Source organism: Acidipila sp. EB88 (genome assembly GCF_003858395.1).
Lineage (GTDB): Bacteria > Acidobacteriota > Terriglobia > Terriglobales > Acidobacteriaceae > EB88.
The window spans coordinates 50,487-65,234 of the sequence record NZ_QWEV01000001.1 but is presented as its reverse complement, the minus strand read 5'-3'; the positions used below and the strand labels follow the sequence as shown (position 1 = coordinate 65,234).

Sequence of the window (14,748 nt, the reverse complement as noted above, 5' to 3'; positions counted from 1 at the left end):
GCTGCAGCAGTTTCACGCGCAGAGCCCACCTTGCGGTGCGCTCTGCTAACGGTAAGCATGGTTGAACCGGCCGATGGTGAGAGTAGGAGCGAGAGCCTACGCACGCTTAAGCTCTACATGCAAGTGCGGCTTGATCAGGCGTGAGCCTGGCCGGAGTCGTATTCCAGGAAGTTATTCAGATGATTCTGGACGATGGCATAGCATTCGCATGACCGGGCTTCAAGGCCGGCGATGTCGAGGATCTCAACCATGCCGCGCCTGTAGGTGATCAGGTTGTCCTGCTTGAGACGGTCCGCGGCGTGAGTAATGGCGGGGCGCCCAGTACCAAGCATGTCAGCGAGGAAGCTTTGCGTGATGCAGAACCGAGTGCTCTTTACGCAATCTTTGCATGCCAGAAGCCAGCGGGCCAAGCGCTCCTGAATGCTGTGCTTGGCATTGCAGCCGGCGGTCTGCATGGCATAGATGAGCTGGGTTTGTACGTAGCAGAGCACCACGGTCTTGAAATGCGGAGAGCGGTTGAACTCTTCTTTTGCGGTCCGAAGTGGTACGCGATAGCCGCGCCCTGGAATCTGCGTGTATACGCGGTTGAGAGACTGCTTGGTGCCCATCATGGCGCTGAAGCCGACGGCTCCTTCATAGCCGACCATGCCAACTTCCACCTGGGAGCCATTGTCGAACGTGGTGGTGATCGAGGCCAGGCCTTCCTCGATGAAGTAAACGTAGCGAATCGGGCCGCCCATGACTTCGAGGTCGCGCATCAGCTCGAAGGAGACCGGTTGCGGGTCGAGCCGCTGCAAGGAGTCTTCATCCAAGGCTTGCAAGAGGCGGTTTTCGAAACGGGTATTCACAATGCGGCCCTCCTGAGCCATTGCGAGCCGAGGATGCTGTGCTGCCACGTCGACAACTATCCGCGGAGAGGGATACGAGCGACTTGCTCAGCCACGAAGTGTCATGATTGTACTCATTCGTTCGCTACAAAACAGACAGGTCTCGCGTTAACCCAGCGAATGCCATGAACATGGCGGCTCGGGAAGCTAGGACCTTGGGTACACAGCCACTGTGTGCTCTGGCACGTATAGAGGACGCTTAGAATCCTCAACTTGACTGCACAGCTTCGCTTGCTCCGAATACGTGTTTATCGCGGTGAGCGCGGCTAGCTACTTCTTCGAGCAAGAAGAAACGCTTGAGCTCGGGTTCGATCTTTGCCCATGACGCAGCAGAAGCCCAACAATTACGTCTTCGTGGGCCGCACGACCTATTTGCGTAGGATCCTAGTCGTCGGATGATGTTTGCCGTAATGTCGCTTTTTGGACAAACGGAGCGTCAGGACTCAAGTTCTATAGCTCTGTGGACTTGCCAGCGCCGGCACTTGGCTTTTCCTTCAGGCATCGTACAAACTTGAACTTTGATCAGGGCATGCGACGGCTAGCAACTCAGGTCAGCGACTGAATATCAGATTTTCTCGTGACCCGTGGGCGGAGAGTGCAAGGGCTGGCGATTGGTAGCCACTGTTGATAGCTCGAGTCAGGAGGCACATGGTTATAGATGGAAAAAGCCTACTCGCTTCGCTTGAGCAAGGGGAGATCTCTCCCTTTTACCAGCCGCTTAGGGAGCTACGGACCGGGCAGCTTCTAGGGTTCGAGCTTCTTGCACGCTGGAACCATCCCGAGAGAGGTATGGTGCTGCCATCTGAGTTCATCCCCGTGGCTGAGCACGCGGGGCTCCTCACGCGCCTTACTAAACAGATCCTGGCGGATGCGTTTCAGTCCGTTGCTGTACACCCTGAGTCGTTTACCTTAACGGTGAACATATCGCCCAGGCAGCTACGCGAGGGGGACATCATCTCGCAACTTCAACAATTAGGGAAGAAACACACGTTCCCCTTGAGCCGCCTCGTAGTCGAGATAACTGAAACTGCCCTGACCGAAGATCTCGATCACGTGCAAGCCATTGCACTCGATTTGAAAGCCTTAGGCTGCGGTATCTATTTGGACGGTTTCGGTACAGGCTATTCCAGCTTTGCGCACCTTCAAACGATTCCCTTTGATGGACTGAAGATCGATCGAAGCTTCATTCGAGAGATCGCGCAAGTGCGGCAGGACCGAAAAATTGTGGGTGCTCTTGTCGGCCTGGGACAAAGCCTTGGAATCACAACAATCGCGGAAGGGGTAGAAACGGAAGAGCAAGCCAGCCTGCTTCTGTATCTGGGCTGTGACGTGGTGCAGGGATACTTCTATGGCAGGCCGCAGCCCGCGAACCACATTCGTGGCTTTATCGATGCGGTATCCCCCCGCGTTCTTCCGGGAGCTGCCTCACAGGGTACGCGCCTCGCCCTTTCGAGCCTGGAATCTTTACCGGTCGAGCGTGTTGCTCAACTTCAAGCGATTTACGATGGCGCTCCGGTTGGCCTTTGCTACCTCAGCAAGGACCTTCGTTATATAAGCGTAAATCGAAGGTTGTCAGAAATCGATGGAACACCCATCTTGACGATGATCGGCCAAACCGTGGCGTCGGTATTCCCGAGGTGGTTCCCCATGTATGAGCCTTTTCTACGCCGAGCACTCCAGGGTGAGGCTTTGCACGACTGTGAGTTGATCCGCCCTTCCCTCCTTGAAGGTGAGCCTGATCAATGCATTCTTTTTTCGTGTGAACCCGCCAAAGATGAAGCACAAGAAGTGATCGGTCTTAGCATCGCAGTCCTCGACATCACGGACCGAAAGCGTAAAGAGATAATGCTCATGGAAAGCGAGCAGCGCTCCCGAGCTCTCCTGGATTTGAATCCCGAGACTCCGTGGGTCATGGACAACCAAGGCAATATTCTGGATTTCGGCAGCAGGTGGGAAGAACTAACCGGCTTCCCGCGTGAAGCCGTGCTTAACCGTGGCTATCTGGACACGTTGTCGGAAGAAGATCGGGTGAGAGTGCTCAGCTTAACAGAAGCTGCCCTGTCGACAGCTTCTTCACTCGAATATGAATGCCGCGCCAGACGTGCGGATGGAACCTGGGCATGGATACGGGTGCGAGGCAAGGCGGTTTTGGATGATAAGGGCAGAGTCTGGCGCTACTATGGCAGCACTGAGGTGATTGATGAACTCATGAAGCTCCGCGAAGTCGTGTCGACCATGAACGACGGCTGTGGCACTGCGTCAACTCAGATCGTTTGACTGGCGTCGAGACGTTGGATCGGGTCAAAACGCGGACTGGCATGTTGACACTGCTTAACGTGCGGCCAAGCATGCCGTTGCCGCGCCGACGCTCGTACCTTTTTATGGATCGGACGTCGCCTCGACAGCCTTGCGATGTCGTTCAACGTGCAGGTGCATCGAGGTGTGGAGGCTGTGGTTCTGATTCCATCTATGCAAGCTTTATCCGTCTTCCATTCTGCCGCGGCACACCTAACGTTGACTCGTTTTGCCTGGCTCAGGCAGCTTCCAGGGAGGCGCAATGATCTCGAAGCTCACGAGGTTGAATGCTGCCTGCCATCTTGCCACCTGCATCCCGTAGGCCGTCGGACTTCACCACACCATTTCGACAAGCCGTACTTGCCGAAGACCCCATTTACTAGTAGTGACCTTACCTGACCCACAATGGGCTAGGGGCGTCGTCACCTGCCTCTTGCTCGAGGCTCAGATGACGTTGCTGTCGTCTTCGTCGTGGCGAAATTAGATTGAGACAGACGACTCGCCTTCTCAAATGCTTGCGCCATGTGCTCGCCCAATCCCATGGAGTTGTCTTTAAACCACGCAGCAACTCCGTAGCTTGATGCTGCCATGCCCATCCAGGCCACAAGGTTCGCTTCAGGCTCTGAGACACCTCGCTCACAGAGTGCCGACGTTACGTTGGTGACTAGAGATCTGGTCTTGGCCATCGCCCGTTCCTGTAATGCGGGAGTGGCTGCAATCACGTACTGTCGGGGCTCTGTAAAGGGCCGGTTATCGATGAACATCTGCTTCACCGAGCCAAAGGAGAAGAGGAGTGTATCCCACGGGCCGAATGCTTTCGGGGCGTTCCTTATCGCTTGTGTCAGTGCCTCGCTAAATGCAGCTTCTCCGTCGAAGAGCACGTCGCGCTTGTCAGCAAAGTGGCGAAAGAAGGTTCGCTCTGTCACGCCTGCTTTGGCGGCGATGTCGGCGGCTGTGGTTTCTTCGTAGCCGCGGTCCCGAAAGAGTTCCAACGCAGCCCATTGAAGGCTTTTTCTTACTTTTTCCCCGTTTCTCGGCATGGCCTCATTCATTGTCAGCGACTGACATTATGTGGTATTTGTCAGCGAGTAGGGTTTTAGCGTCTGTGACTGACACAAACGAGCCTACGTGAAGGAGCATGGTCATGAAAGCACTTTTTCTAAAAAACTACGGCAAGCCGCTCGACGTGTTGAATTTGGAAGATGTTGCGGTTCCAGTGCCAGGAGATGATGAGGTCCGCGTGCGTGTGCATGCCTGCGCGTTGAACCCAGCGGACTGGGTCGTCTGCGAAGGCCTCCTTCCGGGCCCTCCACCGAAGGGTATTGGCTTTGATGTCTCCGGCGTCGTGGACGCTCTCGGCGAAGGCGTGACCCATTTCCAGGTCGGCGATTCTGTCTTCGGCGTTCCTGATTACATGAACTACACAACCGGCGGTGCTGCTGAATATGCCATTCTGAAAGTCTTTCTCCCTGTCCCGGAGGGATTGGGCATGATCGAGGCCGCTGCATTACCGATGGCGACCGAGACGGCGGCGCGCACCATCGACCTGTTGCCACTGAGCGCCGGCCAGACAGTGATGATCAACGGCGGCGGAACGATGACGGGGTTTGCGGCTGTTCAGATCGCTTTGCTGCGCGGGGCTCATGTGATCGCCTCGGCTGGCGAAACGTTCGCTGGACGACTGCGTGAACTTGGAGCCAAGGTGACTCCTTATGGCGAAGGGATGGTCGAACGAGTCCGCGAACTTGCAGGTGGGTCGCCCGACTTTGCGGTGCATACCGCGCAGGTGAAAGGCACTTTGCCTGATCTGGTAAAGATTGTGGGCGGGGATCCGAAGCGGGTTTACAGCTTTGCCGATCGGGACGAAGAAAATCTCGGTGTGCGCACGGCATGGCGAGAGGGCGGCAGTCTTCGCTACGACGTGCTCGGCCACTACGCACAACTAGCAGCGGAAGGGCGATTCTCGATTCCAGTCTCACGAGCATTTTCTCTCGACGATTGGCGCGCGGCGGCAGAGATCAGCATGAGTAAGAGGGCTCATGGCAAGATCATTCTCTTGCCTGAACTCTAGTGCTGGCAGACACGAGACCCTACTCCAGTACATCTAGACGTCAATACAGAAGCCGGCAGCGGTACACTACCGGCTCTCTTAGGAGGCCTTCGGAGATGCTGGCCAAGTGTGAGCAGACTTGCAATCTGCGGGCCGGCGAGAAGCGAATGCAAGCGTGACCCAACTCAGTGGGCCACCAAGCGTTGCGTCGCGACTCCGAAACGAGCAGTTCCTCGTTTAGGCCGACTATACAGAATGAATCCTATCGGCCAGCACTCGTCAGAAAAGGTGCGAGCACCCGATCCAGGCTCATCGGTTTACGGCCAAGCACCTTCTCCAAGGTTGGATCAGCGCGTCCCAAGGAGCCGAAGCAGATCGACGGACGGCTGCTCTGTCTTCTCGCGATCGAGCCAGCGGCTGTAGTCCTCATGCCGTAGGATCGCCGGCATGCGATCGTGCACCGCGGACATGAGCTCGTTCGCCTCTGTGGTGACGATCGTGAAGCTCTGAAGCCACGAGCCGTCAGACAGGTCCTGCCAGGCGTCCCAGAGGCCAGCAAGGCGAACAAAGAGGCATCCTTGACGCCGATGCCGAAAGCCTTGCGCTCGAGCTTACACCACTCGTAGAAACCGGACTGTGGAACCAGGCAGCGCGGCCGGCGGAAGGGAACTCGCCAAAGCGGGCTCTTCTCGATGGTCTCTGAACGCGCGTTGAAGGTGCCTCGCTTTGGATCAGAGCCGCTCGCGTTGTGGCCGACAAGGCCCCGGCGCATCGGGGTGATCTCGCGGGTATCCGTCTCGCGCGACAGACGGATCACCGGCTGCGTGGTGGTTGGGGCGATGTTGTAGCCAGGAGCTGCGTAGAGCGTGTTGTCTGAGAACCCCACTCGGAAGCGCTCAGCAATCTGCTGCTTGTCCCCAGCCCGATAGCTTGTACAGCTTGAGTCAAAGTGTCCATTTCTCGATATTCGCAGTTTTGCGGTCGCAACGTTGTCGATGGCTGATCATAGGGACATCGGACTGTCGACAACGCCGTTTTCCTCCGCAAGATAGGGCACTGGACTGTGACGTTGTGAATCAATCGAAATCTGGGAGAGATGCGCTCCGTGCTCGAAGACCTTTTCACACAGCAACTTGCACGTGGGCGTCACCTGGAAGCACCGTTCTTCGAGGAAAGAGACGCCTACCTCTCTCACATCCATGGACAAGGAACACACCTCCACAGGGTTCGCGTAGTCGCGGGCATGCTGCTGAACGTGATCAAGCACCTCGGAAATGGCTGCCTCTCAGGCACGACCCCACTTGCGATTCGTAGTGCCAGCGCGCTCTGGGTAAGTGAGACAGGTTGGCACCGGAAAGCGAGCGACAACGGAGTCTCACTCGCCTTTATCCGAACAGCCACTGCCTGGCTGCGGTTTCACAATGCGTTAGCCTTGGCAATGCCAGCAGCTCCACCGTACGGCCGTGTTCTCCCTGAGTACATCCAGTATATTTCCGGACCAAGGGCGATGACGCCGGCAACCGTGAATGGGTACAAGTCGATCGTCTCCAGATTTCTCGGCTGGGCGTGGAAGCGCTGCTCCCTGTTCAAAGATGTGAAGACCATCGACGTTGACGCATACATTGAGACACTCGTCCAAGCTGGAATGAAGCCTGGGGCGATTGCAACTGTGTGTCGCACTCTTCGCAGCTTCTTCCGGTTCACAGAAAGCAAGGGCTGGACGCCGTCACTCGTCTCGTTGAGCATCCATTCACCATCTCAGGTACGATGGGACCCCCTTCCGAAGGGCCCGCGATGGAGCGACGTAAGAAGGATGCTCGAGGTAAGCACCAAAGACGGACAGGCCGATCTACGCGCAAGGGCGGTTCTCTTCTTTTTCGCTATTTACGGGCTTAGAAGCATCGAAGTGTCGTCCCTCCTGCTGAGCGATCTTCACCTGGAGAACGGGACATTCACAATCGTGCGCGCCAAGGGAGGGCGTACGCAGCACTTTATGATCACAACCGAGGTAGGAGAGGCCCTCGTCGCCTACTTGAGCAAAGGTCGCCCTCTGTGTGAATGCCGCAATGTGTTTGTGACATTGCACCCTCCATTTCGAGCGACCACACATTCGTCTTTGCGGTGCATCGTCGCAGGCCGCATGACGCAGCTCCATATCGAATCGGCACTGTACAGCACACATGCTCTACGCCACTCCTGTGCAACAGAGCTTTTGGAAGAGGGGATCTCGATGGGCGAGATTGCGCGTTTCCTGGGACACCGAGGCAGCCGATCTGTTGGCATCTACGCGAAAGCGTCAAAAGCCTCCGTGAAGGAAGTGGCAGAGTTCAGTTTGCGAGAGCTGCGATGAAGTTGAGCGAAGCCATCGAGAAGTATGTGATCCATAAGCAAGCAACCGGATTCCGGCACGCGAGCGCGAGAAGTCGTTTCCTAAGGTTTAGCCGGTATCTTGGAGATGCCGACTTGGCAGATGTCACAACCGACGATGTAACAACCTATCTCGGATCTCCCTTGAGTGGCTTGGCAACATGGCACGACAACTACTTGCGCCTCCGAAGATTTTTCGACTACTGGGTCATTCAGGGCGAGATGGAGCATCTAGGCATGCCTCCTCGTCCAGTGCGCAGACGTCCGACCACAAGGCCTTATGTTTACAGGACAGCGGAGATCCAGCGTCTCCTTCGCGCAACGGTTCAATGCCAGGCAGGAGCGAACTGCCTGGTGGATGCAGAAACGCTTCGCATGTACTTGATCGTCCTCTACGCTACCGGAATCACGACCTGTGAACTTCTCGATCTTCAGAATGCGGATGTCGATCTCGACGGGAAAACAATCAGTGTCTTCAATCGAAGATATCTCCGTCGCCGGGAGCTCCCAATCGGCGTCGATTTGCGGAACCTGTTAGGGGAGTTCGCTCGCGGACGACCCACAGCGCCGAAGGGAAGTGGCGCATTGTTTGCAGATAAAACAGGGAAGCCCATTCAATCCTGGCAAGTCACCCACTGCTTCAGCCGACTGCGGAGGATTGCGGAGGTTGGATCGCGAGATCCTACCATCCAGCAGCCACGGGTATCGGATTTAAGGACGACCTTTGCGGTACATCGCATCCAGGCATGGATGCGATCCGGGGATGATCTAAATCGTATGCTTCCGGCACTCGCGAGCTACATGGGGCACGTCGGGCTGGGTGCGATTGACAAATACTTGGATCTGACTCCTGAAGGATTCGCAGGTCCCCTCGCCATCTTAAGCTCGCAGCAAGGCGGCGGACCGTGGAGGAACACAGAGATCGCTCTGCCGGTACGCTCGACATCAGATCATGCACAGTAGCGGATACTGTGGTACAGTTCTGCCATTCAGCCAAGGAGACAACATGCCCGGACTTGAGATCAGCAGGCCCCACTTGAAGCAGACACCGACATCTGCGCCCGAACGCGAGCTGCCGCTTGATGAGGTGGCGAGGTCGATTGATGCGCGTCTTATCGAGTTGCGAGCAGCTCTCGCTGTCTTGCGGGAGTCGCGGGACGAGGAGCCGGTTCGGCTTTCCTCGCGAGGCCGACATCGAAGATAGGGAGAAAACAATCAACAGAGCCATGCGTCGCATACTATTCAGAAGTCGGCGCCCCTTGTGCACTGAGGCCTTCTTGGTGTGCAAACACATCTGGGTGTTGGCCCAGATCCTGGACTGTTAGAACTCGATCTCTTCGTCTGCATTCTCTAACTCGATGTCATGCTTTGCAGCGTTCCACCCACGCTTCCAGGCGTCGGATCTCTCGTCTGCGAATGGCACCCCCAAGAGATGGTCTTCCACCCCGATTTCGTAGTCTGCGCACTCTTCGTCCTTGAGGCAAAGATCGTCTGCATCCATGGGTTGTCTCCTTCTGCTGTGGGTTCAGTGCTGTGGGAGCTTGTCTACGATGATCCTGGCGAGCCGCGTGCTCTCTGCGATGGTTGCAAGAATCCTGGGGCTGTTTGCTCCGGTTTCAGCCTCGGGTACCCTCGCGAGCTTAATGGCGGCCAGAAAGCCTGCGATGAGCAGTGTGGTGTCCGTGAGGTTGCGCTCTGGCGGGTAGTAGATCGTCCCATAGCCCGAGTGCAGCACAAGAACCAAAGGCTCGTAGCTGCCAGCATGAAGGCACAGGGCATGCCTGGGCTGAACGGGGAGAACCGGCTGCTCCCCGTTGGACGCCGCGACGAACACGAGCTGGCGGCATTTCTGGCATCCGGCATGCCAGTGGCTTTTGGCCCCTCTCACCGCTTGCCGCCCTGAATCAGCCCGAAGGAAAGCCGTCCCTCGTAAAGCTCAGTGGGTCGATACTGCCGATGCTCGTTGCAAACGGGGCAGCGGACGGCGATTGAGTTGTCGGGGATCGAGCGCTCGCCCGTCGGTATGGCCTTTTGGCAGCCTTAGCAGGTCACAACGATGGCGAGGCGTACCGCAGCTCCGTGGAAGCTCATGGCTGGAGTGTACCGGAATGGCGAATATATGGCGAAGAGCAAAGTTGTCCCGAGGGCGAGAGGTACCTGCTGAACGCGACTTCAGCGAAGGCACCGCACTGAGCGCATCCGAAGATCGTAAGGAGGAGCCGTGATGAAAGAGCCTTTCACTAAAGTGGGCGCCTGCCGCTTCGTTCTCCTTTGTTTTCTGGGCATGTTCATCATCTACGTTGCCTTCGAGGGCATGATGAAAGTCCGGGCGAGTGGTGGCCTTTTGGAGCCGTCCGGATCGAGCTCTGTTTTCCATGCGAAGTGAGCTTCGGCCGACAGGGGCAAGCCGGCGAAGTATAGCGAGCCCTAGGCCATCAGTCGGACAAGCAGCTGGCTTCCGAGGTATGCCGGAAGCACTCACCGCTGAGTGCTCGCAAGCAGATCCTGCTCAACCTTTCCGTTTTCGTCGAGCACACTGTTTTGCCGGGCCGCACGGCCTTGTGTGTGGCGGCGGTTTGCGCAACTATCCTATATGCAGACTCTCTGGTGCTGGCGCTGCAAAGCGGATGTGCCCATGCTGGATGAGGCTGAGTTTGGCGAACTCGCGAGGCTCTACGACGGGGCGTTTCGGTCCGTGCAGAAGCTACGGGTCGAGCAGGGTCTCACCCTCACTCAAGCTCCCGTGCGTGAGATGTTCGAGCCGGTCCGGAAGCGCTACGCCGAAGTGACATGTGGCGATGACCGCTATGTGAATGATGCGAGGCACCACCGGCTGGCGAACTACGGGCCTCCCTGCGCGCAGTGCGGCAAGCCGCTGCGAACCGTGAATGCGAAGCTGTGTGGAAGCTGCATGCACCCCGTCTTTCCTTGACGAACCGACAGTCGCAGCGAAGCTATGGTGAGACGCCCGACTTCGTGCAAGTGCCGCTAGGCATTCGCACGAGTAGGCGCAGGAGATGTCGGGCATCCTACGCCTCTACTCGCAGATTTGTAGTGAAAGCAGGAGAAAGCTCATGTGCGGTCGATATGGTCGTCGCAGTGATAAGCAGAAGATCGCGGAGTACTTCCATGCCACACCGCAGCCGGAAGAGCTGCCCATGCCAGAAGTTGATTGCGATCAGGCTTCTCTCGATCTGCCCCGGCCAACTTTAATGAGAATTCTGGTCAGAGATCAGACAGATTGCTCGTGAAGCAACTCTCCCTTTCTTATCGAACGAAGCAAGCAGAAAGGATCGTTCCATTACCGGACAATGTCGGCGCTGTATTACACGTGAATGTTCCCAACTTGGAGTCTGCATAAACGTTCTAATCCGTCCCATGTCGAAGGCCTGATTGCTCTAAGCCTCGGATCCTGTATGCCAACTTCATCCAGCGTTGAATTCATTCGCCCGAAGTTGCAAGGTGCACACGTGAGTAGAAGATTGTCCAAACTAGTGTCACCGCCTCTGGCGTGAGGCAGAACGTGGTCATACTGAGCCCACATCGCTTGAAAAGCGGCATGCTGAAGGATATTAGTTCTTCCCCAGGGGAGCGCCTTCGGGTAGTCCTGAGCCAACTTCTGACGAATTTCTTTGCGAATCACCGGGATACCGCAAAAGCGACAGTTGAAGCCATCGCGTTGGTGGATCGCGAGTATCTCCGCAGATGTCGGCATGCGAACATGACGCTGCACAAGAGGTCGCACCTCCGGAGTGCCACACACAGCTTTGCGCTGTACATAAGGGCTGTCCTTTCCCCAAATCGACTCAGTCCATTGCCGAATCTCGGGTTTGTCTGCCAAAGCGATCAACGCCTCAGCTTCTTGTTGTTCTCCTTTAAGATGCATGGACACAGCCCGATCAAGGTAACCAGCTGCTAAGGCGATTTCCGGAACGGGTGGGCGGAAGCAGACTCGTATCGGATGGTCCCTTCGATCCACTAATCGCCCGAAATATGCAACCATCGAACAACGATACTGCAACTTCACCCGTGCATAACAGCAGAAGCCGTCTCCATTTACCACTAGTAACCGGTGATGCCTTCGTAGAGGTTGGATTCGTGCTTGCATCTTCCTGCTGGCTGACTTCTTCATGGGTCTGGCCTCGGCTTTGGAGTGGATTGCCTGTGTTTGTTTTCAAACACGCCTTGACCCAGGCCCACGCCTGCGGAGGTAGCAAGTGCAAGGGCGGATTCCTTCCCGAAGGCAGCTACCGGCTGGTCTGCACAAGCGCAGCGCGGAAGATGAAGGCGCCCCTTGCGCGCGCGAGAGGCGGAGCCTCTGAGCCAGCTCGTTAGCTTCTCAGCTGTGTAGAAGCTGTATGTACTCGGTCTCTCCCTCACGAATCAATGTAGCCGCTGCGGAGTTATGGTGAGAGAAGTCCGACCTTCGTGCAAGTGCCGCGAAACAGTTGCACGAGCAAACGTTGGAAATATTGCTTGATGAAAAAGGTCAGGAGCGGTACACAAAGCGTGTCTCAGGCTTCGTGCCAGCCCGAGACAACGTCATGCAAGCGCCGCCCACGCCACAGGAGTTCGATGGCGCCGCGGGCATGCACAGCTTTACAGCGGTGTACTTCAACAAGGCGCATACTCTGGCCATGACCCAAATCGGCCTGTACTGCGGCGGCCTGTGTGGGAATTGGACCTGGGTAGTGTTAGCGCGCAAGAACGGTCTTTGGCAGACTCTGCCCTGGGTGGCGATGTCTGGAGTTTCCTGATTCCTGAAAGTGCACGCGGCTTGTGAAGTGTGCCTGAAGGCCGGCTTACCCCTGACGCCATGTCTTGCCAGTAGCTCACTGCCTGATTCACTTGCCCTCCTGTCTACTCATCGCGAGCAGGGACGACCAAGCTGCTCAAGTCGAGCGAGGGTGTCAGCTGAGGGTGCTGAAAGGCATAGCGCGGCCTGCGCCATCGCTGCTTCGCGCGGACGCTGCTCGACCAACTCGAGGAGCCACGTGGTCGCCTCCTGTCGACGAGTCAGCGCGATTGCCGAGAGCAGTCCTCTCCCGAACCATGGATCCTCGAGCGATCCAGAAAGCTCTTTGGGTTCTGAGAGCTCTTTGAGTTCGTAGCGCTCTTTGAGTTCGTAGCGCTCTTTGAGCATGTGGAACCCCTCGACCATGTGTGTTGCGGAAATCGCCATCGCGGCTTCCATTCCCGGCTCGTCTTCGACCTGCAGGAACTCGTGAACCCAGTCGAGTGCGGAGGTTCCCTCGATCTTCAGCACGCCCTCATAGCAGGCACCAAGCACCTCAGGCTCATCGGAGCCCAACTGCGCGCGAAGACGCAGCAGCAGGCTGCTCGCCTCGGTACCGACCTTAGCGATGGCTTGTGCCGCGGCAGTCCGAACCACCGACTCGCGGTCTTGTAGAAGCTGGACCATGTGCTTCAATACTTCGAAATCCTTGAGCTCGGTCTGTACGAGTGCAAGTGCGCAGGTACCTCGCAGCCCCGCGGCTGTATCGGTCAAGGGGTACCATCCCTCAAACTGCACATACCGCATGCCGGCCAGAAAAGGTGCCGGATCCTGGTACTCGAACGCGGCCAGCGCTTTTGCCAGGGCGAGCTTCCCGGCGCACTGTGGGTCGCCTTCTTTGCCGGCCGCCAGAAGGCGCTCGAAAGCTTCGACCACAGCTGGGGTCAACTGCTTCAGGTCATGGTGCGCAGCCACCTCCGCGGCCCGTTCCACGATGAAAGCTGAGCGGTCCGCCAAAGTAAGCGCGATGGCTGGCGCAGCTTCACTCGCGGGTACATCCTTTAGCATGCGCAGCGCACTTCGTTCTTGTTCGATGTCGCGACGGCGTGGCATGGACTTTTCAGATCTCCCGGCATTCGCCTCCTAAGTTAGCGACCGTTCAGCCTTCTTGCTCGATCGGCTCACCTTCTCGCCAGAGCATTTCGTCTTCGATCTCGACGGTGTTTGGGCAGCCATGCATCATGGCAGGCCACTGCACGTGGTAACCGCAATTCTCGACCTTGTCGAAATGCGCGAAGGCTTCTGCGAACAGCTCGATGTGCCCGCGCATGGCGCGGATGTCGGCGATTCGCACGCCGCCATTCTTGAAGAACACCTTCAACCGGAACTCCGGCAGCACCTCGACCGCCCTTATCAGGTAGGGCGGCACCCAATCGTCGGGTATGCTCGGCCACTTCACGGCAAACGAGATGACGGCACCAATAACTACCGGGTCTAGGTCGAAGTTATATGCGATCTGCTCGATCGTTTCGCCACTCGCAAAGTTCTCAAGAACCGAGTCAACCTGTACGCGCGTTCCTGCCAGCACCGGCACCCCGCCCATCTTCCCTGGTACCTGCTCCACACTGCTGCAAGCTGTCCAGTCCATGATCCATCCCTTGTCGCTGCGCTGCATGTGAAGAAGGGAGCGGGCCTCCACCAGCGTGGCTGCTTCTTGTTTCGGTATGTCCATTGTGCCTCCGCTTAGTCTCTCTGCTGCCAGCCTGACGCATCAGCTCATGCATGTACGTACGCAGCTCTTCCGCGTCAGGATCCCACCGACACTGGCTCGATGGCGATCTTCTCGGCCGCGGCTCGCGCCAACGTCCGGGTGGATGCCGAGCTACTCAACGACTCCATCTTCACTCTCGAGTTCCGCTAAATGCTGTCGCAGGCCCCTAGCCACATAGTGGCTTATCAGGGTCGTAGTTTTGGAACATCCCATAGAGGCAGCAATCTCCTGTATGGTCTCGAGCATGTCAACCGGCAGGCGAAGACTTACGGCTTCTCGAGGTCTGGTTACACCCGGAGGCCAGGTCCTGGTATGCCGCTCCACCGCCGTGCGGATGAGTTCTTGGCTCGGGACTTCCTGCTCTGGCTGCGCCTCCAGGCTACAAGCCGGAAGATCGTACTCGTCGAGCACAGATTCCTCGATCTTGTACGGGGGACCGATGTACATGGAGGGATCATGATCGTACTCGAGCTTGATTGCGGTAATCGTGCGTTGCCCTATGTCGGTCACCCGCCAGCGTGCGCCCGACATCCAGAACTCCTGTCCCTGTCGAAACTCTCTATGCTTCATCGGTCTTTGGCACTCTCTGTAAAGAAGTACGCCGCGCTAAGCGCAACTTGTGAAAAACCTGCTTATTTCTGTA

Annotated in this window: 14 protein-coding genes and 2 pseudogenes; 8 read left to right on the top strand and 8 right to left on the bottom strand. The window is 57.0% G+C overall.

What is annotated here, in order from left to right:
• Positions 1 to 134: 134 nt before the first annotated feature.
• Positions 135 to 848 (bottom strand): Crp/Fnr family transcriptional regulator, encoded by a 714-nt coding sequence (locus D1Y84_RS00315; RefSeq protein ID WP_233580882.1) that lies wholly within the window; start codon positions 846 to 848, stop codon positions 135 to 137.
• A 687-nt stretch (positions 849 to 1,535) separates the two neighbouring features.
• On the opposite strand from D1Y84_RS00315, the gene D1Y84_RS00310 reads away from it, so the two are divergent.
• Positions 1,536 to 3,164, top strand: a complete 1,629-nt coding sequence (locus tag D1Y84_RS00310) for an EAL domain-containing protein (protein ID WP_124846747.1) — start codon at positions 1,536 to 1,538, stop codon at positions 3,162 to 3,164.
• Positions 3,165 to 3,604: 440 nt separating this feature from the next.
• Here the strand turns inward: D1Y84_RS00310 and D1Y84_RS00305 are convergent, their stop codons facing one another.
• The gene (locus D1Y84_RS00305) at positions 3,605 to 4,222 is read right to left on the bottom strand and encodes a TetR/AcrR family transcriptional regulator (protein WP_124846771.1); all 618 of its coding nucleotides are present in this window, start codon (positions 4,220 to 4,222) and stop codon (positions 3,605 to 3,607) included.
• 104 nt (positions 4,223 to 4,326) lie between these two features.
• Here D1Y84_RS00305 and D1Y84_RS00300 point away from each other — a divergent pair, with 104 nt between their 5' ends.
• Positions 4,327 to 5,253, top strand: a complete 927-nt coding sequence (locus D1Y84_RS00300; RefSeq protein WP_124846746.1) for an NADP-dependent oxidoreductase — start codon at positions 4,327 to 4,329, stop codon at positions 5,251 to 5,253.
• Between the two features lie 326 nt (positions 5,254 to 5,579).
• Here the strand turns inward: D1Y84_RS00300 and D1Y84_RS00295 are convergent.
• Positions 5,580 to 6,118 (bottom strand): annotated as a pseudogene (locus tag D1Y84_RS00295) (SOS response-associated peptidase).
• 210 nt (positions 6,119 to 6,328) lie between these two features.
• Here D1Y84_RS00295 and D1Y84_RS18755 point away from each other — a divergent pair.
• The 3 genes and pseudogenes from D1Y84_RS18755 to D1Y84_RS18750 all read left to right on the top strand — a co-directional run.
• Positions 6,329 to 6,934 (top strand): annotated as a pseudogene (locus D1Y84_RS18755) (site-specific integrase); the annotation flags it as partial.
• Between the two features lie 111 nt (positions 6,935 to 7,045).
• Complete coding sequence (locus D1Y84_RS18235; protein WP_233580876.1) at positions 7,046 to 7,582, top strand: tyrosine-type recombinase/integrase; 537 nt, start codon at positions 7,046 to 7,048, stop codon at positions 7,580 to 7,582.
• The gene (locus D1Y84_RS18750) at positions 7,579 to 8,562 is read left to right on the top strand and encodes a tyrosine-type recombinase/integrase (protein WP_124846744.1); all 984 of its coding nucleotides are present in this window, start codon (positions 7,579 to 7,581) and stop codon (positions 8,560 to 8,562) included. The genes D1Y84_RS18235 and D1Y84_RS18750 overlap by 4 nt, the downstream gene beginning before the upstream one ends.
• A 358-nt stretch (positions 8,563 to 8,920) precedes the next feature.
• Here D1Y84_RS18750 and D1Y84_RS00280 read toward each other — a convergent pair whose 3' ends face one another.
• On the bottom strand, positions 8,921 to 9,100 hold the full coding sequence (locus D1Y84_RS00280; protein WP_124846743.1) for a hypothetical protein: 180 nt from the start codon (positions 9,098 to 9,100) through the stop codon (positions 8,921 to 8,923).
• A gap of 24 nt (positions 9,101 to 9,124) precedes the next feature.
• A complete protein-coding gene (locus tag D1Y84_RS00275; protein ID WP_124846742.1) occupies positions 9,125 to 9,343 on the bottom strand; it encodes a hypothetical protein in 219 nt (72 codons plus the stop codon).
• Positions 9,344 to 9,823: 480 nt separating this feature from the next.
• On the opposite strand from D1Y84_RS00275, the gene D1Y84_RS17750 reads away from it, so the two are divergent.
• A complete protein-coding gene (locus D1Y84_RS17750) occupies positions 9,824 to 9,985 on the top strand; it encodes a hypothetical protein (protein WP_158615234.1) in 162 nt (53 codons plus the stop codon).
• Between the two features lie 249 nt (positions 9,986 to 10,234).
• Positions 10,235 to 10,531 carry a hypothetical protein gene (locus tag D1Y84_RS00270; RefSeq protein WP_233580874.1) on the top strand — a complete coding sequence of 99 codons (297 nt, stop codon included), beginning with the start codon at positions 10,235 to 10,237 and terminating at the stop codon, positions 10,529 to 10,531.
• Between the two features lie 393 nt (positions 10,532 to 10,924).
• Here D1Y84_RS00270 and D1Y84_RS18745 read toward each other — a convergent pair whose 3' ends face one another.
• Positions 10,925 to 11,143 carry an HNH endonuclease gene (locus D1Y84_RS18745; RefSeq protein WP_370245679.1) on the bottom strand — a complete coding sequence of 73 codons (219 nt, stop codon included), beginning with the start codon at positions 11,141 to 11,143 and terminating at the stop codon, positions 10,925 to 10,927.
• A 919-nt stretch (positions 11,144 to 12,062) separates the two neighbouring features.
• Here D1Y84_RS18745 and D1Y84_RS00260 point away from each other — a divergent pair.
• On the top strand, positions 12,063 to 12,356 hold the full coding sequence (locus tag D1Y84_RS00260; RefSeq protein ID WP_124846740.1) for a hypothetical protein: 294 nt from the start codon (positions 12,063 to 12,065) through the stop codon (positions 12,354 to 12,356).
• A 107-nt stretch (positions 12,357 to 12,463) separates the two neighbouring features.
• On the opposite strand, the gene D1Y84_RS00255 is transcribed toward D1Y84_RS00260, so the two are convergent.
• Together D1Y84_RS00255 and D1Y84_RS00250 are read right to left on the bottom strand one after the other, a co-directional pair.
• Entirely contained in the window at positions 12,464 to 13,402 is a 939-nt protein-coding gene (locus tag D1Y84_RS00255; RefSeq protein WP_124846739.1) for a HEAT repeat domain-containing protein, read from the bottom strand.
• A gap of 91 nt (positions 13,403 to 13,493) precedes the next feature.
• The gene (locus D1Y84_RS00250; RefSeq protein ID WP_124846738.1) at positions 13,494 to 14,066 is read right to left on the bottom strand and encodes a DUF433 domain-containing protein; all 573 of its coding nucleotides are present in this window, start codon (positions 14,064 to 14,066) and stop codon (positions 13,494 to 13,496) included.
• Between the last annotated feature and the right edge of the window lie 682 nt (positions 14,067 to 14,748).

Excerpts from the sequence above, each read along its gene's own strand:
- D1Y84_RS00310 (WP_124846747.1), top strand. The coding sequence starts at position 1,536 with ATGGTTATAGATGGAAAAAGCCTACTCGCTTCGCTTGAGCAAGGGGAG.
- D1Y84_RS00305 (WP_124846771.1), bottom strand. The coding sequence starts at position 4,222 with ATGCCGAGAAACGGGGAAAAAGTAAGAAAAAGCCTTCAATGGGCTGCG.
- D1Y84_RS00300 (WP_124846746.1), top strand. The coding sequence starts at position 4,327 with ATGAAAGCACTTTTTCTAAAAAACTACGGCAAGCCGCTCGACGTGTTG.
- D1Y84_RS18235 (WP_233580876.1), top strand. The coding sequence starts at position 7,046 with ATGCTCGAGGTAAGCACCAAAGACGGACAGGCCGATCTACGCGCAAGG.
- D1Y84_RS18750 (WP_124846744.1), top strand. The coding sequence starts at position 7,579 with ATGAAGTTGAGCGAAGCCATCGAGAAGTATGTGATCCATAAGCAAGCA.
- D1Y84_RS00280 (WP_124846743.1), bottom strand. The coding sequence starts at position 9,100 with ATGGATGCAGACGATCTTTGCCTCAAGGACGAAGAGTGCGCAGACTAC.
- D1Y84_RS17750 (WP_158615234.1), top strand. The coding sequence starts at position 9,824 with ATGAAAGAGCCTTTCACTAAAGTGGGCGCCTGCCGCTTCGTTCTCCTT.
- D1Y84_RS00270 (WP_233580874.1), top strand. The coding sequence starts at position 10,235 with ATGCTGGATGAGGCTGAGTTTGGCGAACTCGCGAGGCTCTACGACGGG.
- D1Y84_RS18745 (WP_370245679.1), bottom strand. The coding sequence starts at position 11,143 with ATGTGGGCTCAGTATGACCACGTTCTGCCTCACGCCAGAGGCGGTGAC.
- D1Y84_RS00255 (WP_124846739.1), bottom strand. The coding sequence starts at position 13,402 with ATGCTAAAGGATGTACCCGCGAGTGAAGCTGCGCCAGCCATCGCGCTT.
- D1Y84_RS00250 (WP_124846738.1), bottom strand. The coding sequence starts at position 14,066 with ATGGACATACCGAAACAAGAAGCAGCCACGCTGGTGGAGGCCCGCTCC.